The organism is Anaerocolumna sp. AGMB13020 (assembly GCF_033100115.1).
In the GTDB taxonomy this organism is placed as follows: Bacteria; Bacillota; Clostridia; order Lachnospirales; family Lachnospiraceae; genus Anaerocolumna.
In genome coordinates, this window is the sequence record NZ_CP136910.1 from 5,625,170 (window position 1) to 5,647,111 (window position 21,942).

Below are 21,942 nucleotides of genomic sequence, written 5' to 3' on the forward strand. Positions count from 1 at the left end.
AATTCATATTAATATATTCAGTAATACAGGCAGAAAGAATAGAAAATAGAATATTGACTTTTGCTATCTCCAATGCTATGATATTTTTAATGTACACTATTTTACTCGGAAATAAAATAGTAGGGATTTGGCTGTTAATAGAGAGGTGGTTCAATGAAATTATCTACGAAAGGAAGATATGGGCTGAGAGCGGTGGTGGACCTGGCTCTGAATGGAGAAAAAGAAGCAGTTGCTTTAAGCTCCGTTGCGGAAAGACAGGGTATCTCCATCAGTTATCTGGAGCAGTTGATTGCCAAGCTGAAAAAGGCGGGTATCGTCAACAGTATCCGTGGTGCCCAGGGTGGCTATATTCTTGCTAAAAAACCGGAGGAAATCTCGGTAGGAGATATTCTGAGAGCTTTGGAAGGCGACTTAAATCCTGTGGATTGTGCAGAGCTGGAAGGCAGTAATAACTCCTGTGTCGGAGCAAATTTATGTGTAACAAAATACGTCTGGATGCGTATTAGTGATAGTATAAACAATACGGTGGATACTATGCTCCTCTCTGAATTAATCAATGAGGGCAGGCGTATAGCGGATGACACAGCTATAGAAGGCAAGGAACCACGTATAAAGCCTACATGCGGGCAATAATGATGTCAATAGGAGAAAAATCAGATGGAAAAAAAGATTTATTTGGATAATGCAGCGACAACGAAAACTCGTCCTGCTGTAGTAGAGGCTATGTTGCCCTATTTTACGGAGTATTTCGGTAATCCTTCCAGTGTTTATGAATTTGCTACACAGAACAAAAAAGCTGTGGATGAAGCAAGGACTATCATATCAAATGCTCTTAATGCGGAAAGCAATGAAATATACTTTACTGCCGGTGGAACGGAAGCCGACAACTGGGCTATTAAAGCGACTGCAGAAGCTTATGGTGATAAGGGAAATCATATCATAACTTCTAAAATAGAACATCATGCAATCCTTCACACCTGTGAAGCCCTTGAAAAGAAGGGATTTGAAGTGACTTATCTGGATGTTGATGAAGATGGTGTCATTAAGCTGGAGGAACTCAAAAAAGCAATCAGACCAACAACCATATTGATATCAATTATGGCTGCTAATAATGAAATTGGAACAATACAGCCCATAAAGGAAATCGGTGAAATTGCAAAAGCAAACAATGTCCTTTTCCATACAGATGCAGTGCAGGCTTTCGGACAATTGAAGCTGGATGTGAAAGACTTAAATATCGATATGCTCAGCGCCAGCGGACATAAATTGAACGGACCGAAGGGAATTGGCTTCTTATATATAAAGAAAGGTCTGAAACTAAGATCTTTTGTTCACGGTGGTGCTCAGGAAAGGCAAAGACGTGCAGGAACTGAAAATGTACCTGGTATCGTAGGTTTTGGTAAAGCAGTGGAAATTGCCATGAATACATTAGAAGAGCGTCAGAAGAAAGAAATTGAATTAAGGGATTATCTGATTGGAAGAGTATTAAAGGAGGTGCCTTATGTAAGACTTAACGGACATAAGACAAACAGACTTCCCAACAATGCAAATTTTGCCTTCCAGTTTATCGAGGGAGAATCTCTCCTGATCATGCTTGATATGCAGAATATTTGTGCTTCCAGCGGTTCTGCCTGTACCTCTGGTTCACTGGATCCTTCCCATGTTCTATTGGCTATCGGGCTGCCTCATGAAATTGCCCATGGTTCCTTACGTCTCACGCTTTGTGAAGAGAATACAACAGAAGAGATGGATTATGTAGTTGACACAATTAAGGAAATTGTAGCTAAGCTGCGTTCGATGTCACCGTTGTATGAGGATTTTCTTAAAAGTATGGCAAGATAAGTAATCAATAAGGAATGCTGATAAATAAGTATAACAATAGAAAATGATGATAAAAGAATTCCTGGATGACATATAATAACAACAATAGAGAAACAGGAAATAACGGAGGATTAAAATGTATAGTGAAAAAGTTATGGATCATTTCACCAATCCCAGAAATGTCGGAGAAATTGACAATGCAAGCGGAGTAGGTACCGTAGGAAATGCAAAGTGCGGAGATATTATGCGCATCTATCTGGATATTGACGAAAATAAAATTATTCAGGATGTTAAGTTCAAGACATTTGGATGCGGTGCTGCGGTTGCTACCAGCAGCATGGCAACAGAGCTGGTTAAAGGAAAAGATATTCAGGAAGCACTAAAGATAACAAATAAAGCGGTTATGGATGCGCTTGACGGGCTTCCGCCGGTTAAGGTTCACTGTTCACTGTTAGCAGAAGAGGCTATTCATGCAGCTCTTTGGGACTATGCAGAGAAGAACGGCATTGTGATAGAAGGTCTGGAAAAACCGAAATCCGATATCAGTGAAGAGGAACACACGGAAGAGTACTAGGAGGTTTATTTTGGACAAGAAAAAAGTAGTAGTCGGGATGTCCGGAGGAGTAGATTCCTCTGTAGCTGCTTATCTGCTTAAAGAAGCCGGCTATGATGTAATCGGTGTTACCATGCAGATATGGCAGGATGAAGATATCTCAGCTCAGGAAGAAAGCGGTGGCTGTTGTGGCTTAAGTGCCGTTGATGACGCAAGAAGAGTAGCCTTTGCTTTGGATATTCCCTACTATGTCATGAATTTTAAAAATGAGTTTAAATGCGCTGTCATGGATTATTTTGTAAAGGAGTACAAGGAAGGAAATACACCCAATCCTTGTATCGCCTGTAATCGCTATGTGAAGTGGGAGTCACTTTTAAAAAGATCCCTTGATATCGGTGCAGACTATATCGCAACGGGGCATTATGCCAAAGTAGTTCAGTTAGAAAACGGCAGATATACCTTGTGTAAATCCGTTACTGCGGAAAAAGACCAGACTTACGCTTTATATAATCTGACGCAGCATCAATTATCCCACACCCTGATGCCGGTGGGGAATTTCCATAAAGACGAGATTCGGGAGATGGCTAAGAAGATTAATTTACGGATAGCTTCAAAGCCTGACAGTCAGGAAATCTGCTTTATACCAGATAAGGACTATGCTAAATTTATCGAGGAATACACAGGAGAAGATTCAAAGCCCGGTAATTTTGTTACGACTGACGGTAAGGTTATCGGAGAACATAAAGGTATCATCCATTATACCATTGGACAGAGAAAAGGCTTAAACCTTGCCCTTGGCTACCCGGTATTTGTTGTGGATATACGTCCACAAAGCAACGAGGTGGTTATTGGAACAGGGGAGGAAGTATTTTCTGAAAAGCTCTACGCAAACAATCTGAACTTTATGTCCATAGAGGATCTGACTGATGAGATGGAAGTAGATGTAAAGATACGATACAATCATAAAGGTACCAGAGCAACCATACGAAAAACCGGTGAAGATCAGGTGGAATGTGTATTTGCTGAACCGCAAAGAGCAATAACACCCGGACAAGCTGTGGTGTTTTATGAGGGAGACTATGTTCTTGGCGGTGGAACCATTATCAGAGCATAAAATACGGGTATGATACTGTTTGTATCATACCCTGTTTTATTGTGTCCTTAATTTAATTGTAAGATAATGGTGATTTACCATAGTTTATTTTCCAAGTGGCAGCAGTATTGGCTTTTGTTCTTCAAATACAGAATAATAACGGAAGCCTAACTCCAACAGAAGTTCCTCCGCTTTGTTAAAGTCATATGCAAGATGCTCAGGTTTATGAGCATCGGAACCTATGGTAATTAATTCTCCCCCAAGTTCCTTATATCTCTTTATGATATCAGTATGTGGATGAGGGACAGTTAACTGGTATTTGAAACCGGAGGTATTTATCTCGATACCTTTACCGCTTTCGATTATAGTCCTTAGCATTGTATCTATCGTATCGGAATATTTCTTATAGGTGAAACCTTCGTTGGTACCGGGAGCATAGCGTATCATATAATCCAGATGACCGTTAATGAGAAAACCTTTATAATTTTTTAGATTTTCAGTTATCTCCTCGAAATACAATCTGATTCCTTCTTCTTTTTTGTGAGTCTCCCAATAAACAGGAAGGTAAGGATCAACTTTTTGGACCAGATGGGTAGAACCAATAATAAAATCAAAAGGGTGGCTGTCTATTAGTTTTTGATAATCTTCACCCACATGGGGTTGCAGCCCAAGTTCAATTCCTTTTAGAATCTTTATTTTCCCCTGGTATTGTTCCTGTAATTCACAGAGCTTTCGAAAGTAGCTGACAGGTTCAAAGACAAAGGTATAGGTTGAGGTCATGGGGAAATCATAGTCCATATGGTCTGTGAAACATATTCTCTCCAGGCCAAGTTCAATTGCTCTATCAATCATGGATTCCATAGGTGCTTCGGAATCACTGGAAAAATCCGAATGAACGTGGTAGTCTGCTCTAATCATAAGATGCCTCCTTAATTGCGATAGGTTGTTCCTTTAATCCAATTCTTTTAATCCGTCGATACCAGGAGTTACTACCATGGAATAATTCGTATAATAAACGACGAATCCCGGTTTGGCGCCTCCCGGTTTCTTGACATTTTTCTTCTCGGTGTAATCTATTTCCACTTTGTCATTGTCCCTGCCTTTGGAATAATAGGCGGCAAGTCTTGCAGCCTCTTCATAAGTACGGTCAGGAAGCTCAGCACCGCCGGTCTTTACAACCACATGGGAGCCGGGGATTTTCTTGGAATGGAACCACCAGTCGCCGCCAGTTGCAAACTTGAAAGTGAGTTCATCATTCTGGTAATTATTTTTTCCTACATACATATGAAATCCGTCAGAAGAAACATAATGAAAAGGTTTGCTGTTAACTTTTTTAGCGGCTTTCACTCTGCCTCCGTTTTTACTGCCGGGAGCTTTCACAAATTTACGCTTCATATACCCGAATTCTACGAGCTCTTCTTTCAGAGCGGCCAGATCATCTTCTGCAAGTGCTATATCAAGAGAAGTTTTTATAGAGTCCAAATGTTCTAAGTCAGATTTGGTTTCCTCCAGCAACGTTGTAAGAGCATCATAGGTTCTTTTCAGCTTGTTATATTTTTCAAAATATTTTTTTGCATTTTCTGTGGTTGTTAGCGTATCGTCCAGAGGAATAGTAATCTCTTCATTGGTATAGTAATTCAATGCCTGAAAGGATTTGGAGCCTGGTTCTACCTGATAACCATAGGTATTGATCAGCTCGCCGTAAATGCGGTATTTATCTCTTTTATCCGTATCCTTTAGCTGTTTTAACTGTAAATCATATTTTTTAGCGGTACGCTCCATGGCATTTGATATGATTTTTCGAAGATCCGTAGATTTCTGCCGGATGCGGGATACGGTATTCTTAGAGGAATAAAAATGCTCTAATACCTTTGAGATAGAAGTCTCCTCCAGGGTTTCAAGGTCTTTATAACAGCTAAGTAAAAAGCAGGAGAATTCTACTGGCTCTTTGTCTTTGTATACAATGTTTGGAGCAAAGTTTTCTTCCTTCAGGTCCTCTATCAGACGTTCAAAATTCTTATAAAGATGCAAGCCGGCTTCCTCTGATAAGGTGTTTGCCGGCGGTGCAGAATCTAATGAAGCACGATGAATCAGTTCAGCGGCCATTAAGGGGCTGAAACCTGTAAGTTCTGTATAGATAGCTTTCTCCAGGGGCAGGGGTTTGGATAAAACATTTGCTTTCCAGTCTTCATAATTAATTTCCTTTGGCTCAAGCTTATCACCAGTCCTGGGTACCACATAGGGTCTTCCGGGAAGAACCTCTCTTACAGAACTAACCATATGAGAAATACGTTTAATACTGTCTACTATGATATCTTCCGCATCGCAAAAGATGATATTGCTGTGCTTGCCCATAATCTCAATAATAAGGTGTTTAACACATAAATCACCCAGTTCGTTTAAATGCTCGATCTTAATACGAATGATACGTTCCAGTCCCGGCTGTGTAATATCCAGTATCCTAGCACTATTTAAGTGTTTTCTTAAAAGCATGCAAAAGCCAGGTGCTACCATGGGATTTTGCTTTGACTCCTCTGTCAGATATACCAAAGGGAGGCTTGCATTGGCAGATAGATACAGTTTGTAATTATCTTTTTGTTTTTTTATAGTTAATACCAGTTCGTCTTTTTCCGGTTGAGATATCTTGCTGATTCTGCCGTCAATCAGCTTCTCTTTTAATTCGGAAACAACGCTGGCAATGACGAATCCGTCCAGAGCCATTCTTTTTCTCCTTCAAATGTAACCTTATTTAGATAAATGCTGCTCTTAAATTCAGGGTTTCTTAAACGCTGATTTAATTTAATTAGCAGTTTGATACATAGAGTATACCATTTGATGGAACGTCATGCAACAGGATGAGGCCTGTTTTACGCTATTTTTCCCTTTGGGTTGACGTAAGAAAGGAAAAACCTTACAATGTTTATGCAATTATTTCTTTTCATATCATGAAACACTTTTGAATATACAGAGTCTTATATACAGGAGGTGAGAAAGTGACAGACTTCGGAGAAATATATAGAGTATACTTTTCTGATGTATACAAATATGTACTGGCGATAAGCAGAAATGAAGCAATTGCTGAAGAAGTTACGCAAGAGACATTTTTTAAGGCAATGAGGAATATTGATAAGTTCAACGGCAGCTGTAAATTATCTGTTTGGTTATGTCAGATAGCGAAAAATACTTATTTTACCCTGTCTCAGAAGCAGAAGCGCTTTACCCATGACTCAACGGAAGAAGCTTATGAGGCTGAATTTGATATAGAAGCAGCATATCTGGATAAAGAAGCAGCAAAGCAGCTCCACGTGTTACTACATAATCTTAACGAACCACAGAAAGAGGTCTTTACCTTGCGGGTATTGGGTGAATTGTCCTTTGCTCAGATCGGAGAGCTCTTCGGAAAGACGGACAGTTGGGCAAGGTTGATCTTCTACAGAGCGAAGAAGCAATTACAGGAGGCGATGAAATGAAAATAGCGTGTGAAATAATAAGAGACTTATTGCCGTTGTACCATGACGGCGTCTGCAGCATGGAAAGCAGAGAGTTAGTAGAAGAACATCTAACGGAGTGCGGAAGCTGCAGCGGTGAACTTTTAGCCATGGATACGGTACTGCCCGTTAGCAATGAAGAAAGTCAGTGGGATGATGCCAAGTCTGTAATTCAATTATCAAAGAAATGGAAAAAGGGAATGCTAAGATCAGTGCTTAAGGGAATGCTGAGTACTGCCATCGCTTTTGCAGTTCTTATCATAATTCTCTATCTATTTATAGATATAAAAATAGTCGTAAGGCCTTGAGAACTTTTGTACAATCCTTAAAATTTTTTTATGTTTTGAAAGATAACTTGAGAATAGCGGAAACGATATGTCGCTATTTATAAAGTTCTATAATTTCATAGGCCTTTTTTAGCAGCTCCATTTTTATTTCTTCCGGTTCCAGCACCTGTACCTTGTTGCCAAAACCCAACAGAAGAGAAAACCACATACGTTCAAAGGGCACATGAAGTTTTAATATGATATCACCATTATCCAGTTCAGTAATCTCACCGTTTTTAAAGTATTCCTGCACCTGCATTACGATTTCTTTCCTGCAGAGCAGACGAACAGTATGATAGACTCTTTTATCTGATTCCAGTGTAGCTTTTAAAAGCTTCGATACCTCCGTATGATTTATGGTGAAGGAATTGGGAACAGATTCCAGTTCTATTATTCTTGCTAATTTAAATAACCGGTAATCTGCTCTGGTCCTGCAATAAGCAAATAAATACCAGGAATACCACTGATAGGTTAGAGCCAGGGGTTCAACAATTCTCTCTGTTTCGGTCTGGGATGAATCAATATAGCGGATAGTCAACGGAACCCTATCGGTAATTGCTCTGTCAAAGGAGTATAAGTAATCATCTGTATGTAAGCCTTCCCTGGAGGAGGATAAATTAAGAAAGATATGCTGTTTTCTATCCGGCAGCAGAGTAAGAGATTTCTCCAGAGTTGTACGAACGCTGTTATCTTTAAAAGCAGTAGTATATCCTTCCAGTGCAGTGATTATATTTATGAAATCCTCCGGAGCCGCAAGCTGCTTAGCCAGCCTGAAACCGTCTGTTATTTCATAACCTCCGTTAATACCATAGGTGGAAATGATTGGTATCCCTGCCTGGTTAAGGATCTCTATGTCTCGCTGAATTGTTCGTTTTGACACTTCGAAGCGTTCAGCCAGTGCAGCTGCGCTTACAATTTCACGATTAAGCAGATAGGTGGTTAAGGCAATCAGTCTGTCAGTTTTCATTCGTTCCTCTTTCTTGTTCGGTTTATTTGTTTTCTTAGAAATATTATAGGTAAAATTTCTGATTCAGGCAAATAGTATTTGAATATGACAATATGGTGTCTGGTATCATATATTATAATAAACAAAGATTACATATTCAGAAGGAGGTCATGAATGGAAAAGAAAACAGATACACCAAAGCTTAAGCTGTCATCTATCGTATTGGATACCAAGGATATGGAAGGTCTGGAGAATTTCTACATACGGTTGCTGGGATGGGAAAAGGTATTTGTCCAGGAAGGGATATTTAGTGTTATACGTTCAAAAGAAGGTGGTGTGGAAATAGCATTCCAGTATAATGAAGAGTATGTCCCGCCTGTATGGCCGGAAGAACCGGGGAAACAACAGCAAATGGTACATATGGATTTTGCTGTAGGCGGAAAGGATAAACTGGAGACGGCAGTAAAGTACGCAGTCTCCTGTGGTGCTGTCTTAGCCAAAGATCAATGGTCTGATCAATGGGCAGTTCTGATGGATCCGGCAGGACATCCGTTTTGTTTTGTGGTATAATAAGGCGTAAATAGAAACTGTTCTTTTAAGGAGTGAGAAAAAGGGGTTATGAAGATTGACCGATTGCTTGGAATATTAACGATACTTCTGCAGAATGAACGTGTAAATGCACCATATCTGGCGGCAAGATTCGAGGTATCCCGCCGGACCATTGGAAGAGATGTAGATGCTCTATGCCAGGCAGGGATTCCCATTGTCACAAGGCAGGGGGAAGGGGGCGGCATATCCATCGCAGAGGGTTATAAGCTGGACAAGAGCATACTCACAACAGAGGAGCTATCTGGAATCATTGCTGCCTTAAAGGGAATTGGAACGGTAACCGATACTTCGCAGATAGAAAGGACCCTGGATAAGTTTTCTGCCTCTAAGGATGCGGTGGTTTCTCTGCAAGAACCTATAGTTATCGATCTTGCATCACATTACAGAGGTTCCTTAAGTCCGAAGATTAAAATGGTGAAGGAAGCGGTAATAAATCATCAGCTGATAGAATTTGATTATTATTATGAAAAGGGACTGAGCCATCGTCGTATTGAGCCTTACTTTGTCATATTTCACTGGTCTGCATGGTATGTATTTGGATATTGTACTATCAGAGAAGACTGGAGGCTTTTTAAGCTGGCAAGGTTATGGGAACTCCAGATACTGCCGGAGACTTATGTCCAGCGGGAAATACCGGAGAATAAAAGGAATCTCAATGCTGTCTTTATTGATGATAATATCCTGAAAGCTCTCTTTGACGCCTCTGTCAGGTATCAGTTAATCGACGATTATGGTCTGGATTGTTATACCGAGACGAAGGAGGGAAAGTTGCTCCTCGAAGTAGGATATACCAACAAAGAGTATATTCTAAAATGGCTCCTAGGGTTTGGAGATAAAGTAAAGGTATTAGAGCCGTTGGTATTGGCAGAAGAATTAAAAGCAATTGCACTTGAAATATATCATAATTATTCTTGAACAGGACATTAGGATGTCCTGTTCTTTTTGCTACAATGTTTTGGAACAAGAAAGAAATACATAATTTATGCATGATATAGCATGCAGACAGGAGAAGAATATGATTGATTCAAGATGCGGACTACATTGTAACAGTTGCCAATGGAAGGAATCCCACGGATGCGGAGGATGTATTGAAACCATGGGGAATCCTTTTCACGGAGAATGTCACATAGCCCAGTGCTGTCAGGGAAAAGGCCATACTCATTGCGGAGAGTGCGACATCATTCCCTGCAGTAGATTATACCAGTATTCATACGCGGATAAAGAACACGGAGACAATCCGGAGGGAGAAAGGGTGAAAATCTGCCGTAGTCGGGTTATGGAAGAAGGAAAGAAAATTTATCAGAAGATTTTACTGACCTCTGCCGGCTTTGAGGATATTCAAGGTAAACAAAAGCCTAATATAACTGAATATTTTCTCAGGCTGTTGGAGAAGGCTGTAGAAGAAGCAAAAGTACTCTTTATACCAGCAGCGGCGATTGATGAAGAAGAACTTATAATGGCTGACAGGTGTTACCAGGAATTGCTGCATATAGGGATATTACCGGAAAATATTCAGACCTATAATTTAGAATATAAGATTACAACCGAAGCAGCAATGTCCTATGATGTAGTCTTTTTTACAGGAGGTAATACCAGGCATCTGCTGGAACTATTAATAAGCAGCGGATTCTTTTCTACTGTTAAGAAACTGGCCTATGGTAATAAACTCTTTGTAGGTGTCAGCGCAGGGAGCCTGATTGCAACGCCCAATATTGCGCATTCGAAGGAAGAGGAAACGCAAGGGTTGTGTCTTATTCAGGCTTACATAAGTGTGCATTGCACAGATGACAGCAGGCAGAGGAAAGACCTGCCGCTGCCCCATATCTGTCTGAAGGATAATCAGGCAATCCTTGTCACTGGTAATGAATACCGGATAATTGAGGATTAGTCCCTTATTCTGTAAGAATCTGCTTCTTGTAATGAACAACTTATGCGTTTATAATATAATATACAAACTTTTCCGGCCATCGTATTGATGCTGGAATTAAACCATAAGAGCAAGGAGTGATGGATGTGAAACTGCTCCATATAGCCGATTTGCATATCGGCAAACGAGTAAACGAATTTAGTATGTTAGAAGATCAGAAATACATATTGGATCAGATAATAAAGATAACCCTGGAGGAAAATACGCAGGGGGTGCTGATAGCCGGTGATATATATGATAAGAGCATGCCCTCCGCTGAAGCTGTTGAACTCCTGGATAATTTCCTGACAGAACTTAATAAAGCCGGACAGGCAGTCTTTTTAATAAGCGGAAACCATGATTCTCCTGAACGAATAGGCTTTGGAAGCCGTATAATGGAAAAGAACAATCTTTACATAACAGGTGTCTATGATGGAAAACCGGGAAGAATTGCCTTAACCGATGAGCATGGGACTCTGAATATATATATGCTGCCCTTTATCAAACCGGCAATGCTCAGACCTTACCATGAAACAGCACCGGAATCATATGAAGAGGCGGTAAAGATGGCCTTATCAGATTATCCGCTGAATACAGAAGAGAGAAATATTCTGATTGCACATCAGTTCGTGATTAATGGATTGCAGGAACCGGAACGCAGTGATTCGGAAAACATCTCAGTAGGCGGTGTGGACCAGGTGGATATTTCCACATTTGAAAATTTTGATTATGTCGCACTGGGGCATCTGCACAGGGCACAGAAAGTGGGGAGGGATACCATACGTTATGCAGGATCGCCACTAAAATATTCCTTCTCGGAAGCAAGATATGTAAAAACACTATATATACTGGAATTTGGAGCGAAGGGTGATATTCGCATTCAATCGAAACCACTTTACCCTCTGCATGACCTTCGTGAAATTAAAGGTCCCTTGAAAGAACTTCTTCTCATTGGGAAAGAAGATACAGAAGGAGCGGAGGATTACCTGCATGTTACCCTGACCGATGAAGAAGAAATATACGATGCCATCGGTCAGCTGCGTCAGGTTTATCCCAACTTAATGCTTCTGGATTTTGAAAACAGCAGAAGCGGACAGACTGTACATGGTTTTACGGCAGCTTCTCTTGAAGGAACAAGGAAAAATCCGATAGAATTGTTTGATGAGTTTTATCAAATGCAGAATAGTACCGAGCTTTCCTCTGAGCAGAAGGAAATACTAGCAGCTATTATGGGTGAAGTTATAAATTAATATATTGTGTGGCTCCCTGTCTTTCGTAAAACGATGGCGGGAGCTCCATGCCAGCAAGTATCTAACTTTTTTAATATTAAGCGTGTGAAAACACGCAGATCGGGGTCAGACATGAAACCATTAAAGATAGAAATGAGTGCCTTTGGCCCTTATGCAGATAAAGTGGAACTTAACCTTACACAACTTGGAAGTCAGGGTATTTTTCTGATAACCGGAGATACAGGAGCAGGAAAAACGACCATTTTTGATGCCATTGCTTTTGCACTCTTTGGCGAAGCCAGTGGTTCTATACGAACAGTTGATACCATGCGAAGTGATTTTGCGCAGCCTGCTGTAAAAACTTATGTATCACTTAATTTTGTGCATAAAGGCAAAGAGTATTCTCTCCAGAGAAATCCAAGATATGAAAGACCGAAGAAAAACGGTGAAGGTATCACCACAGAGTTTGCTGATGCTGTATTGACATTGCCAGGTGGCGATGTGGTAACGGGGTATAAAGAAGTAACCGGTAAAGTCTCTGAGTTGTTGGGTATAAATTATAGACAGTATAAGCAGATCGCAATGATTGCCCAGGGAGAATTTCTGCAGTTACTTTTAGCAGACAGCAAGGAGCGGGGAGAAATCTTCCGACGGGTATTCAATACCGAGTTGTATCAATCTATACAGCGTTTACTAAAGGACAGGGAGAGAGAAGCTAGAAATAAATGCAGCAGTATAGAACAGAGTATCCTGCAGTATATAAGCGGAATCATTCTGTCTGAAAGTGAAGACGGAAAGACTCTTTCTGTTCTGAAAGAAAAGGCCTCCATACATAACGCTGCAGAAATCAGGAGTGAACTGGAAGCACTTATTACAATAGAACAAAAAGAACTTGCTTCCTTACAGCAAGATATCAAAGAACTGCAAAGCCATCAGGCGGAACAGATTAAACTAATCACAGAAGCGTCTCACAGCAATCAGCTATTTAGGGAACTGGAAGAAACAAGTGCCAAAAAAGCACAATTACAAAAAGAGCTACCACTACAAATAGAAAGAAAGTCAAACCTTCAACAGGCTGAAAAGGCTCTTTATACAATCTATCCCTTTGAAAGCAATTACCAAAAGGAAAAAGATGCTATTGGAAAGCTTACAGAGAATATAGCAAAGCTGGAGCGTGAATTGGCAGATAAAATGAAAGCGCTGACCTCGGCAGAAGAGGTGTATATTTTTGAGAGAGGGAAAGAAGCTGAAAAGGAAGAACTGGTATCCGCTATCGACCACTTGAAAAAAATGCTTCCTCAATATGATTTGGCAGAAAACCTTATCCAAGTGATACAAGCTTTAACCCTTGTAAATGATAAGATAATAAGTGAAAACAAATCCATAGAAGAGAAACAGCAAAAGCTTAAAGAGCAAATAAATTCATTGACAGAGGAATTATATTCTCTGGAAGATGTTGAGGTCAGATTAGCAGTCTGTAAGCAGAAACTAAAAAATACAGAAGCTGAAATGCATGGTCTTCTTACTGTTCAAAAGTCCCTAGAAAACATTGCGAACCAGAACCAGCTGCTCTTAAACCTTCAGGAGACCTTTCGGAAAGCGGATACGGAATATAGGGCAGCGTACGAGCTCTTTACGGAAAAAGAAAGAGCCTTCTTTCGTGAACAGGCAGGAATCCTTGCAAAAGACCTGGTGGAAGGAACCCCCTGCCCGGTGTGCGGTTCATTAAATCATCCAAGGCAGGCAGAAATGGCGGAAGACGCCCCTAGCGAGAAAGAATTGAAGGAACTTCGGGTGAAGTGTGAAGCGGCCAGGAAGAATATGGAGGCAATGAGTCAGTCAGCGGCAGCCAAACAGACAGAAGTAAGACTTGCAATAGAGCAGTTCCTTGGGGAAGCAAAGAAATACTTTGAAGATATATCAGAATTCTTTTATACCAGCGATATCAGTGCAGTCAATCATAGGATCGGTGAGACGCTTGATAAACAGCGACTGGAATTAAATGTTACAAATTTGGAATACCAGACGCTAGAAAATCAAATTCTAAGAAAAACAGCCTGTAAGGACATGCTTCGCCAGGCAGAAAAGACATTGGAAGAAAATGAGCAGACCCTAAAAGAAAATGTCCAGTCGTACAGTAATAATCTTTCAGTGCTTTCTTCAAAAAACGGAGAATATAATGCCTTAAAGTCAACCCTGGAATATTCTGATAAAGAGAAAGCAGAAACTGCGTTACTGCTATGGTTGGAAAAACTCCGACTGTTAAAAGAAGCCTATAAAAAAGCGGAAGAGTCTTACCATTTACTACAAAAGGAAACAGAAGGCCTTCATACACTCGAAAAAGAAATGAATGCAAGACTGAGTGAAGGAACAGAGGCTTTACGGATAGCCAAGAAGGCACTTAAGGAGAAACTGGCAGACTGTGAGTTTAGAGATTTGGAGGACTACAGGACTAATCTCATGACAGAAGTGCAGATAAAGGAGTTAAAGAACCATGTGGAAGAGTATCAGGATAGAATAAAGAACACGGAACAAGACATTGAAAGATTACTTCGGGAAACAGAAGGAAAGCAAATAACTGATATAACACATTTGGAAGAAGGAAAAGCTGATATCGAAAACAGAATAGCGGAGAAGGAAATGGCTATACAAGATATTATTTCAAGGCTTGGCAGTAATATAAATACAGAAAAAGCACTTCTGAAAGCCATAAATGAGTCTGAAGCTCTTCAAAAGGAATATCTGCAGCTATCCCTTCTGTCCAGGACTGCCAACGGTGAACTTGCAGGAAAGCAGAAGCTGGCATTTGAGCAGTATATTCAGGCTACTTACTTTCATCAGATATTACTGGAAGCAAATAAACGTCTTAAGATCATGACCAATGGACGGTATGAGCTGCTGCGCAGGGAGGAACCTCTTGATCTGCGTTCTCAGACTGGTCTTGAGATAAATGTGCTGGACTATTATACCGGCAGAACAAGGTCTGTTAAATCCCTTTCCGGAGGAGAAGCCTTTAAGGCTTCCCTGAGTCTGGCTTTAGGGCTGTCTGACGTGATACAAGGTCATGCGGGAGGAGTGGAAATAGATACATTGTTTATTGATGAAGGTTTTGGTGCGCTGGATGGAGAATCCCTTGATCATGCTTTGCAAACACTGACTGGATTAACAAAAGGCGACCGCCTGGTAGGAATTATATCCCATGTCAGCGAATTAAAGGAGCGGATAGACAGACAGATAATCATACAAAAGAGCAGTGTTGGCAGCAGTATTCGATTGGCTGTATAACCGCAGTTGTGCCTGAAAATAAAAGGTAACAGTAAACCAGAAGGAGAGGTGCAGAGGGATGGTAAACAGGAAAATATTCAGGAAGTATAGAGTATTACTGGTAGTAACACTTCTGCTCTTATGCTTCGGGCTGTATTGGGGAGATAATGCTATAAAGACCGACTATATAAGCATTTCTTCAAATAAATTACCAGAAGCTTTTGAGGGCTTTCGGATACTTCAAATATCTGATCTGCATAACAAAGAGTTCGGTGAAAGTCAGTCTGTGCTGTTAAGGAAAATAGAAAAAGCGCAACCGGACATTATTGTTGTTACTGGGGATTTAATTGACAGCCGCCGGACAAATGTTGGTAAAGCTATGGATTTTATCAGAGGAGCAGTAAAACTTGCACCTGTATATTATGTAACCGGTAACCACGAAGGATTGTCCGGGGAATATCCTGACCTTGAGCAGCAGCTGATCCAAGCAGGTGTCATACTGCTTAAGAATAAGTTGATCGAGCTTAACTATAAGGGAGCAACAATTAATCTGGCAGGTATCAATGATCCCGTATATGAAATGATGACCGGAGATTATCAAGGGCTATCAGAAAAGTTAATTCTTGAAGATTTACTGGAGGGTATCAAGGAAGACAGACTAGACAGATATACGGTTCTTCTTTCACATAGACCAGAGTTTATAAATACCTATACGCTATATGGGATAGACCTGGTATTTTCGGGTCATGCCCATGGGGGACAGTTCAGGCTGCCCTTTATAGGAGGACTTATTGCGCCTGGGCAGGGATTGTTCCCTAAGTATACAAGTGGAAAATACAATAGAAAGAACACAACTGAAATTGTAAGCAGAGGATTGGGCAATAGTATCATCCCTCTCAGGGTCTTTAACAGACCGCAGATCATTGTCTGTACTCTCTACAGTGGAAGTTCTGATACAATAGAAAGGTAAGGAAAAGAGTCCCAATGACAAATCAGGAAATACTTAGAATAGCTATGGAGCAGTCTGCAATAGATGCTAATTGCTCACCGGCGGATTTTACACTAAAAGAGAATATAATAGTCTACTCACAGAATAATTCAGCTGCCAGAAAATATTTAAAACTTCCGCTTTATTGTAATTTAATATCTTATGGCAATAACATTGTAGCCTCCATAAACAAAGAAATTGAGGCGGTTGTACAGGCATATATAGAAAAGTATCCCACGGAACACTGTTTCGAAACACCCAATATGCATGTTTTAAACGATGAACTCCAGAAAAGGGATATGAGAATCTGTCATATGGCAGAGTATTTTCTCCCAGATCTTAAGGTACTGAAAATCCTATCTTGTAAGTATCCTGTAAAGGTATTGACAGGAGAGGATTTTACAGACCTGTATAAAGAAGAATGGAGCAATGCTTTGTGTGAGGCCAGAAAAACGCTGGATGTATTAGGAGTTGCGGCTTATGATGGTGATAAAATTATTGGACTGGCAGGCTGCTCGGCAGATTGCGATAGGATGTGGCAGATTGGAATTGATGTATTGCCGGAATACAGAAGGCAGGGAATAGCAGCGGCTCTTACCAGTCGTCTGGCAGTGGAAGTATTAGAACGTGGTAAGGTACCTTTTTATTGTGCGGCCTGGAGTAACATAAGGTCAGTTCGAAATGCTATAAAGAGTGGTTTTCGACCTGCCTGGGTTGAGATGACAGCAAAGAGTACAGGACAGGTTGCCGAGATGAACAGATGATTCCAACCTAAATTTTGGTCTGAAGTTTACTGGCTTTAGAAAGGCACATATCTCGATACGAAATCAGGATTATGAAACTTAGCCGATAGAAGGAAGAAAATACTATACTATGATTGATAAAGTCCCCTGACCATACCTGTTCAGTGGACTTTATTATTTTATTTGTAATAATCATAATATTAAAAAATATAATAATAACAATATAGGTAAAGTTAGGAGCTTGATGCTTTGTACTGGACATTTTATGATCAGAATCAAATGATTGATGATAAAAACCTTGACACCGTTATTATGACGATGCAGGCCTTGGTTGATGTCATTATACCTCGTTCACCGGAACTTGCCAGAGAGTTTGGCATAATTCAATATTATGGTGGTTTGGATGAATATGTTGATGAATACATGGTTTTGACCCTTCAGAATCAGTATTTTCCACTGGCAGCTTTTGTGGTGGACATACTGGATACGGTAGCTTACCTTAGAGAAACGGAAGAAGACAGAGATTACCAGCAGTCGCATCGTTTCTTTGAAGCATCGGAGGAACTGCGCCTGGAAGCCCTTGGATTTATTCGGGAGTATGCCAAGGAATCTGAAAATATCCCACCTATTCTGGCAGATAGTGCGGATATGCTCATGAATATATATAGTATGCTGATACGATTTCCTATGATGGGGTTTTATTCAGAGTGGTCAGGATATGGGAGCACCAGGCTTTACCCGCCGTCGGAGAGGGTGCTTCAATACCGTCCCGTTAGCTGGGAGCAGATTGATTACCCAGGACCTTCCAATGGGTACCATGCATTAAGGTCCTCTGAAAGTATTTATTTCAATATAGAATAATAAGTGATTGAATAAAAAAACTTTAAGGAGATATATGGATGGATGCAGATGTTATAATAATTGGCTCCGGAGGAGGAGGAGGGGTTGTTGCCAAAGAACTGGGGGAAAAGGGATTAAAAGTCCTGGCGCTGGATGCAGGACCCTGGTATGGTAACACGAACTGGCCTGAACCAAATACCGAAAGAGGAGCCGTCAGCAGTTCTTCTTATGAGGATTTAAGCATTGAGCTGCTGCGAAAGGATTTTACTTTACTGGAAGATGATATGAATGATTATGTAACGGGAAAATTCAGGTGGGGTCCTGCTGACAGAGAGAAGCCGCCATGGTTTCGTAAAATCATACAGGGAGGTTATATCTGGCAGAATGCAGGAATTGGAGGCAGTACTCTGCATTACTACGCCAACTGCCCCAGGGCTTACCCTCAATCCGTAAATAATATCTGGCCTATTTCTTATGATGAATTAGTACCTTATTATGAGAAAGTAGAGGCTGCCTTGCCCGTAGGTATCGGCGCCATGACAGCGAAAGAAGAATTATTTCTTTACTGTTTTAAAAATGCAGGCTACAAGCCTATTACCACACAGAATATATCAGAACCGGGATATCGCCTCCAGCCCAATGCGATTTTATCCCCTAATCCCAGAATAAATGATCCAGAATTTGATTTCGTGAATAATCAAAGTGTAGGCTGTACTTTAAAAGGACATTGTGTAAATGGATGTGCCACTGGGCCTTCTGTAGACAGTGTTGCAAAGCGCTCTACGCTGGTTAGTTATGTACCTCGGGCATTACGTTCTGGAAATGTTGAAATCCGTCCGAATACCTTTGTTACGCGGATTCTTACAGAACAGGGGCCAGAGGGCTTACAGGCTATGGGCGTTAAGTTTCGAGACACCTGGACAGGTGAAACCGGAGAGCTTACTGCAAAAGTAGTTATAATGAGTGCTGGTGGCATTGAAACACCCCGTCTTTGGCTGAATTCTGAGCTTCCTGAGAATCCTTGGGTGGGGCGCGGTTTAATTAACCACTGGTTTGACAGTGTATCCGGCATATTTGAAGAAGAAACCTTAATGAATATTCTTGGTGTCTCAGATATTAAACCATTTGTTGGGCAGAACGCTGCTGCACGATTTGATTATCCCGGATACGGTGTAATAGAGGTCTATGGCACAAGTCCCGGGCTTTATGCCTCCATGGTCTATGGCAGCAGTAATCAAGGTTTTCAAGGGCAGAACCTTAGAAGCGAAGAGGTGCCGTGGGATTATGAAGGAAATATTATTGGGGAACAGTTAAAAACATTTATGAGAGAATATAATAGGACGATTAGTATGTTAATATTTACAGACGATGAAGTCAGACAGAGTAACAGTGTAACACTGGATCCTTTTCTAAAGGATGAGAATGGGTATATTCCTGTTGTCAATTACTCACCCAGTGCCACAGATGCCATGAAGCGTAATACACTAGCAAAAATCGCAGCGGACATCCTAAGAAAAGCCGGAGCTAGAACAGTAATTCGTTCTAACTGGTCTCCTGGAGTCTTTCTTCATATTATAAGTACCATGAGAATCGGATATGTAACAGATACCAATTGCGAAGCAAAACAGGTAAATCGATTATACATAGCAGACAACAGTGTACTATTTAACGGTCTTGGTGGTCCCAATCCAACCTTGACCAATCAGGCAATGGCAACCCGGACGGCAGAAAAGATTGCGGAAAAATACTTCAGCTGATATTTAATTATATTCCAGAAAGGTTAGAGGGCAATTACCAAGGCTTTCTAACCTTTTTGTACTTTGCTTTTGACAGGTAAAGGGAAAGAGGAACAAAGCATATCTATACAACCCATGGACTATAAATCCAACAGCCAAGTATTCTGGGACAAGTAATTTACGAATTATTCCTATAAGATGACCAGAGAGATAGATCTTAATATGTTAGGAGTCATAGTAAGGGTTTAGTAGTTGCTTTATAGGAACTTAGTTGTTAAAATATAGAAAAGTGCATTGGAAAGGATAAGCTTTATGGATATCAAAGTATTAAGCCATAAATTCACTGTTTGTAAGGTATCAGATATATCTATGATTCATTTCACTGATGAATTTTTATTTATTGGGAAGACAGATGAGGAATTATCACTGGTCTGTACAACGGAGCATGCACCGGAGAGCACCATGGAGCGGGAAGATGGTTGGAAGGGGTTCCGTATTGAGGGAGTATTAGACTTCTCGCTGGTAGGTATTCTCAGTCAGATATCTGGACTTTTAGCAGGAAATGATATTGGAATATTTGCTGTGTCAACCTATAATACGGATTATATTCTAACCAAAGAAGAGAATTTTGACAGTGCCTTAAAAGTACTGAAGGATGCTGGATACCACATGGTTTTTTAAGACGTATCCTAAGTTTTTGATATTGGGAAAGCTTGTTTATCAATAGTTAAGAGGAAGAGGACATGAGATGGAGAACAGGTACTGTGCTTTTTTAAGAGGAGTTAATGTGAGAGGGACGGCTATGAAGATGGACAAGCTGGCAGTTTCTTTTTCTGAAATGGGTTTTGATAATATCAAAACCATACAAGCTTCCGGAAACGTCTTATTTAACAATAATCATAATATAAACCAAGAAGAATTAAAGGATATGATTGAAGAGGAATTAAGCAGGTATTTTGACTATGAGGCCAATGTATTCATAAGAAATAAAGGAGAAATTGAAGAAATCCTGACAGCCTGCAGTAAAATACCCACACCGGAGGAATGTCATCACTATATACTGCTATGTGACTACAAGGAGTATATGGAAGAGATTCAGGATATTTTTAAGAGATTATCGCCAACCTTACCGGAGCAATTCCATACCCTTTCATCAGAGGGAAAAGCCTTGCCGGAAGCAATCTGGATAGTACCGAAAGGCTCAACCTTATCCTCTGAATTTGGAGCAAAGGTTCTTGGCAGTAAGAAATATAAAAGTATATTTACTTCACGAAATAAAAACACTCTGGAGAAAGTCTACAAATCGCTGTGATACCACTACTGAGAAATAAATGACAATACAATAAATTGACAAAAGTAGTTGAAGAGGGAGGAATAATGAAAAAATCAAAGATATTAAGTGCCAGTGAAGAATATGTACAGCACACTATGAAATATGGAAGAACAGATGCACTGCTTGCATGTAGTATTTTTGTTGTTATGCTATTATTATTTGGCTTAATGGGGAAGGTTTTTGTTTATGTGGATAATAATTTTAGACTTACAGAAACATATATTTTTTATATTACCGGGATTATTTCATTATTTTTGATAGCTCTTGTATTTTTGCTTTGTTTCATACGTAAGCAGAAATTTACCACAATAGGATTTGATAAGACCCATGCTATAAAGTCTTTGAGTATGGGCATTTTGTTATTTATAATAGTCATTGTATTAAGGGGTATTATCCCTGTTATTTCTGGTTCAAGAATCCAAACGGATATTGGACAAATTGCTATGAGAACGATTTACTATTTCGTTTTTGTGGCATTAATGGAAGAAATCATTGTCAGGGGTTATATCGGTACCAGATTGTATGGTTATTTAAGGAATAAGGGGTTATCTATTCTCATAGTTGGCCTGATGTTTTCTTTTGAACATATACCATTTCAATTAATGATTACACAGATGAATTTGTTAGAATACATAATTATGAATTGGTACGATTTGCTTCGAGTTACTATATTTCATTTTTGGTTTCAATGGTTATATTCAAAGTATAATAGTATTATTGCTCCAACAATTTTTCATTTTATCTGGGATTTTATTCAGTGGTTTGTTATTGCTTGAAAGCATGATATTATCATAGCAGAAAAGAATGTTTGAGTGAAAGGAGCAATACAGAAAGCCTGGAAGCTGCTGTCAGGAAAGCAATGGTTGTATAAAGAGCAACGGGAGGTATTTATATATGCATTTTATTGAGACAAAACCCCAGGACAGCCCGGAGGCTATGGAATTGTTGGAGGAACTGTCACTGGCTTTGAAGAACATTACCGGTGCCAGTGGTCAGAACTCCTTTTCTTTTGAGGATATGGAGGAAGCACTGCCTGTACCAATTAAATTAAAGACAGTCTGAGCAGA

Annotated in this window: 22 protein-coding genes; 19 read left to right on the forward strand and 3 right to left on the reverse strand. The window is 40.1% G+C overall.

The genetic code is table 11. The features are described from left to right. Nucleotides 1-153 precede the first annotated feature (153 nt). From R2R35_RS23680 to mnmA, 4 genes are all read left to right on the forward strand, one after another. Nucleotides 154-633 carry an RrF2 family transcriptional regulator gene (locus tag R2R35_RS23680; RefSeq protein ID WP_317732306.1) on the forward strand — a complete coding sequence of 160 codons (480 nt, stop codon included), beginning with the start codon at nt 154-156 and terminating at the stop codon, nt 631-633. Nucleotides 634-657: 24 nt separating this feature from the next. Further along, on the forward strand, nt 658-1,842 hold the full coding sequence (gene nifS, locus R2R35_RS23685; protein WP_317732307.1) for a cysteine desulfurase NifS: 1,185 nt from the start codon (nt 658-660) through the stop codon (nt 1,840-1,842). A 115-nt stretch (nt 1,843-1,957) separates the two neighbouring features. Further along, nucleotides 1,958-2,395, forward strand: a complete 438-nt coding sequence (nifU, locus tag R2R35_RS23690) for a Fe-S cluster assembly scaffold protein NifU (RefSeq protein WP_317732308.1) — start codon at nt 1,958-1,960, stop codon at nt 2,393-2,395. Nucleotides 2,396-2,405: 10 nt separating this feature from the next. Next, nucleotides 2,406-3,488, forward strand: coding sequence for a tRNA 2-thiouridine(34) synthase MnmA (gene mnmA / locus R2R35_RS23695; RefSeq protein WP_317732309.1), 1,083 nt, complete (start codon nt 2,406-2,408; stop codon nt 3,486-3,488). Nucleotides 3,489-3,572: 84 nt separating this feature from the next. Here mnmA and R2R35_RS23700 read toward each other — a convergent pair whose 3' ends face one another. Continuing rightward, the gene (locus tag R2R35_RS23700) at nt 3,573-4,385 is read right to left on the reverse strand and encodes a histidinol-phosphatase HisJ family protein (protein ID WP_317732310.1); all 813 of its coding nucleotides are present in this window, start codon (nt 4,383-4,385) and stop codon (nt 3,573-3,575) included. Nucleotides 4,386-4,418: 33 nt separating this feature from the next. Next, complete coding sequence (locus R2R35_RS23705) at nt 4,419-6,188, reverse strand: Rqc2 family fibronectin-binding protein (protein ID WP_317732311.1); 1,770 nt, start codon at nt 6,186-6,188, stop codon at nt 4,419-4,421. 272 nt (nt 6,189-6,460) lie between these two features. Here R2R35_RS23705 and R2R35_RS23710 point away from each other — a divergent pair, with 272 nt between their 5' ends. Beyond that, the gene (locus tag R2R35_RS23710) at nt 6,461-6,937 is read left to right on the forward strand and encodes an RNA polymerase sigma factor (protein ID WP_317732312.1); all 477 of its coding nucleotides are present in this window, start codon (nt 6,461-6,463) and stop codon (nt 6,935-6,937) included. Further along, nucleotides 6,934-7,263 (forward strand): zf-HC2 domain-containing protein, encoded by a 330-nt coding sequence (locus R2R35_RS23715; RefSeq protein WP_317732313.1) that lies wholly within the window; start codon nt 6,934-6,936, stop codon nt 7,261-7,263. Before R2R35_RS23710 ends, R2R35_RS23715 begins: the two co-directional genes overlap by 4 nt. A 73-nt stretch (nt 7,264-7,336) precedes the next feature. On the opposite strand, the gene R2R35_RS23720 is transcribed toward R2R35_RS23715, so the two are convergent. Continuing rightward, on the reverse strand, nt 7,337-8,248 hold the full coding sequence (locus tag R2R35_RS23720; RefSeq protein WP_317732314.1) for a helix-turn-helix transcriptional regulator: 912 nt from the start codon (nt 8,246-8,248) through the stop codon (nt 7,337-7,339). Nucleotides 8,249-8,401: 153 nt separating this feature from the next. On the opposite strand from R2R35_RS23720, the gene R2R35_RS23725 reads away from it, so the two are divergent. The 13 genes from R2R35_RS23725 to R2R35_RS23785 all read left to right on the forward strand — a co-directional run bounded on the left by R2R35_RS23725 (nt 8,402) and on the right by R2R35_RS23785 (nt 21,937). After that, complete coding sequence (locus tag R2R35_RS23725) at nt 8,402-8,797, forward strand: VOC family protein (RefSeq protein WP_317732315.1); 396 nt, start codon at nt 8,402-8,404, stop codon at nt 8,795-8,797. 48 nt (nt 8,798-8,845) lie between these two features. Beyond that, nucleotides 8,846-9,751, forward strand: a complete 906-nt coding sequence (locus R2R35_RS23730; protein WP_317732316.1) for a helix-turn-helix transcriptional regulator — start codon at nt 8,846-8,848, stop codon at nt 9,749-9,751. Between the two features lie 100 nt (nt 9,752-9,851). Further along, nucleotides 9,852-10,724, forward strand: a complete 873-nt coding sequence (locus tag R2R35_RS23735; RefSeq protein ID WP_317732317.1) for a Type 1 glutamine amidotransferase-like domain-containing protein — start codon at nt 9,852-9,854, stop codon at nt 10,722-10,724. Nucleotides 10,725-10,843: 119 nt separating this feature from the next. Then, on the forward strand, nt 10,844-11,992 hold the full coding sequence (locus R2R35_RS23740) for an exonuclease SbcCD subunit D (protein WP_317734855.1): 1,149 nt from the start codon (nt 10,844-10,846) through the stop codon (nt 11,990-11,992). Nucleotides 11,993-12,103: 111 nt separating this feature from the next. Then, nucleotides 12,104-15,256: an SMC family ATPase gene (locus R2R35_RS23745; protein WP_317732318.1), complete on the forward strand. Its 3,153-nt coding sequence runs from the start codon at nt 12,104-12,106 to the stop codon at nt 15,254-15,256. 58 nt (nt 15,257-15,314) lie between these two features. After that, nucleotides 15,315-16,205 (forward strand): metallophosphoesterase, encoded by an 891-nt coding sequence (locus tag R2R35_RS23750; RefSeq protein ID WP_317732319.1) that lies wholly within the window; start codon nt 15,315-15,317, stop codon nt 16,203-16,205. Between the two features lie 14 nt (nt 16,206-16,219). Next, complete coding sequence (locus tag R2R35_RS23755) at nt 16,220-16,987, forward strand: GNAT family N-acetyltransferase (protein ID WP_317732320.1); 768 nt, start codon at nt 16,220-16,222, stop codon at nt 16,985-16,987. Nucleotides 16,988-17,215: 228 nt separating this feature from the next. After that, on the forward strand, nt 17,216-17,827 hold the full coding sequence (locus tag R2R35_RS23760; protein ID WP_317732321.1) for a hypothetical protein: 612 nt from the start codon (nt 17,216-17,218) through the stop codon (nt 17,825-17,827). A gap of 38 nt (nt 17,828-17,865) precedes the next feature. After that, on the forward strand, nt 17,866-19,563 hold the full coding sequence (locus R2R35_RS23765) for a GMC family oxidoreductase N-terminal domain-containing protein (RefSeq protein ID WP_317732322.1): 1,698 nt from the start codon (nt 17,866-17,868) through the stop codon (nt 19,561-19,563). A gap of 291 nt (nt 19,564-19,854) precedes the next feature. Next, nucleotides 19,855-20,223: an ACT domain-containing protein gene (locus R2R35_RS23770; RefSeq protein WP_317732323.1), complete on the forward strand. Its 369-nt coding sequence runs from the start codon at nt 19,855-19,857 to the stop codon at nt 20,221-20,223. 67 nt (nt 20,224-20,290) lie between these two features. After that, on the forward strand, nt 20,291-20,854 hold the full coding sequence (locus tag R2R35_RS23775) for a DUF1697 domain-containing protein (RefSeq protein ID WP_317732324.1): 564 nt from the start codon (nt 20,291-20,293) through the stop codon (nt 20,852-20,854). 65 nt (nt 20,855-20,919) lie between these two features. Then, complete coding sequence (locus R2R35_RS23780) at nt 20,920-21,651, forward strand: CPBP family intramembrane glutamic endopeptidase (protein WP_317732325.1); 732 nt, start codon at nt 20,920-20,922, stop codon at nt 21,649-21,651. A 118-nt stretch (nt 21,652-21,769) separates the two neighbouring features. Further along, nucleotides 21,770-21,937 carry a hypothetical protein gene (locus R2R35_RS23785; RefSeq protein WP_317732326.1) on the forward strand — a complete coding sequence of 56 codons (168 nt, stop codon included), beginning with the start codon at nt 21,770-21,772 and terminating at the stop codon, nt 21,935-21,937. The last annotated feature ends 5 nt before the right edge of the window (nt 21,938-21,942 follow it).

What these genes read in the sequence shown, in the direction of transcription:
- R2R35_RS23705 (WP_317732311.1), bottom strand. Translation starts at nt 6,188, where the DNA reads ATGGCTCTGGACGGATTCGTCATTGCCAGCGTTGTTTCCGAATTAAAA.
- R2R35_RS23715 (WP_317732313.1), top strand. Translation starts at nt 6,934, where the DNA reads ATGAAAATAGCGTGTGAAATAATAAGAGACTTATTGCCGTTGTACCAT.
- R2R35_RS23750 (WP_317732319.1), top strand. Translation starts at nt 15,315, where the DNA reads ATGGTAAACAGGAAAATATTCAGGAAGTATAGAGTATTACTGGTAGTA.
- R2R35_RS23770 (WP_317732323.1), top strand. Translation starts at nt 19,855, where the DNA reads ATGGATATCAAAGTATTAAGCCATAAATTCACTGTTTGTAAGGTATCA.
- R2R35_RS23700 (WP_317732310.1), bottom strand. Translation starts at nt 4,385, where the DNA reads ATGATTAGAGCAGACTACCACGTTCATTCGGATTTTTCCAGTGATTCC.
- nifU (WP_317732308.1), top strand. Translation starts at nt 1,958, where the DNA reads ATGTATAGTGAAAAAGTTATGGATCATTTCACCAATCCCAGAAATGTC.
- R2R35_RS23785 (WP_317732326.1), top strand. Translation starts at nt 21,770, where the DNA reads ATGCATTTTATTGAGACAAAACCCCAGGACAGCCCGGAGGCTATGGAA.
- R2R35_RS23730 (WP_317732316.1), top strand. Translation starts at nt 8,846, where the DNA reads ATGAAGATTGACCGATTGCTTGGAATATTAACGATACTTCTGCAGAAT.
- R2R35_RS23765 (WP_317732322.1), top strand. Translation starts at nt 17,866, where the DNA reads ATGGATGCAGATGTTATAATAATTGGCTCCGGAGGAGGAGGAGGGGTT.
- R2R35_RS23745 (WP_317732318.1), top strand. Translation starts at nt 12,104, where the DNA reads ATGAAACCATTAAAGATAGAAATGAGTGCCTTTGGCCCTTATGCAGAT.
- R2R35_RS23720 (WP_317732314.1), bottom strand. Translation starts at nt 8,248, where the DNA reads ATGAAAACTGACAGACTGATTGCCTTAACCACCTATCTGCTTAATCGT.
- R2R35_RS23680 (WP_317732306.1), top strand. Translation starts at nt 154, where the DNA reads ATGAAATTATCTACGAAAGGAAGATATGGGCTGAGAGCGGTGGTGGAC.
- R2R35_RS23735 (WP_317732317.1), top strand. Translation starts at nt 9,852, where the DNA reads ATGATTGATTCAAGATGCGGACTACATTGTAACAGTTGCCAATGGAAG.
- R2R35_RS23780 (WP_317732325.1), top strand. Translation starts at nt 20,920, where the DNA reads ATGAAAAAATCAAAGATATTAAGTGCCAGTGAAGAATATGTACAGCAC.
- R2R35_RS23725 (WP_317732315.1), top strand. Translation starts at nt 8,402, where the DNA reads ATGGAAAAGAAAACAGATACACCAAAGCTTAAGCTGTCATCTATCGTA.
- R2R35_RS23755 (WP_317732320.1), top strand. Translation starts at nt 16,220, where the DNA reads ATGACAAATCAGGAAATACTTAGAATAGCTATGGAGCAGTCTGCAATA.
- nifS (WP_317732307.1), top strand. Translation starts at nt 658, where the DNA reads ATGGAAAAAAAGATTTATTTGGATAATGCAGCGACAACGAAAACTCGT.
- R2R35_RS23740 (WP_317734855.1), top strand. Translation starts at nt 10,844, where the DNA reads ATGGATGTGAAACTGCTCCATATAGCCGATTTGCATATCGGCAAACGA.
- R2R35_RS23775 (WP_317732324.1), top strand. Translation starts at nt 20,291, where the DNA reads ATGGAGAACAGGTACTGTGCTTTTTTAAGAGGAGTTAATGTGAGAGGG.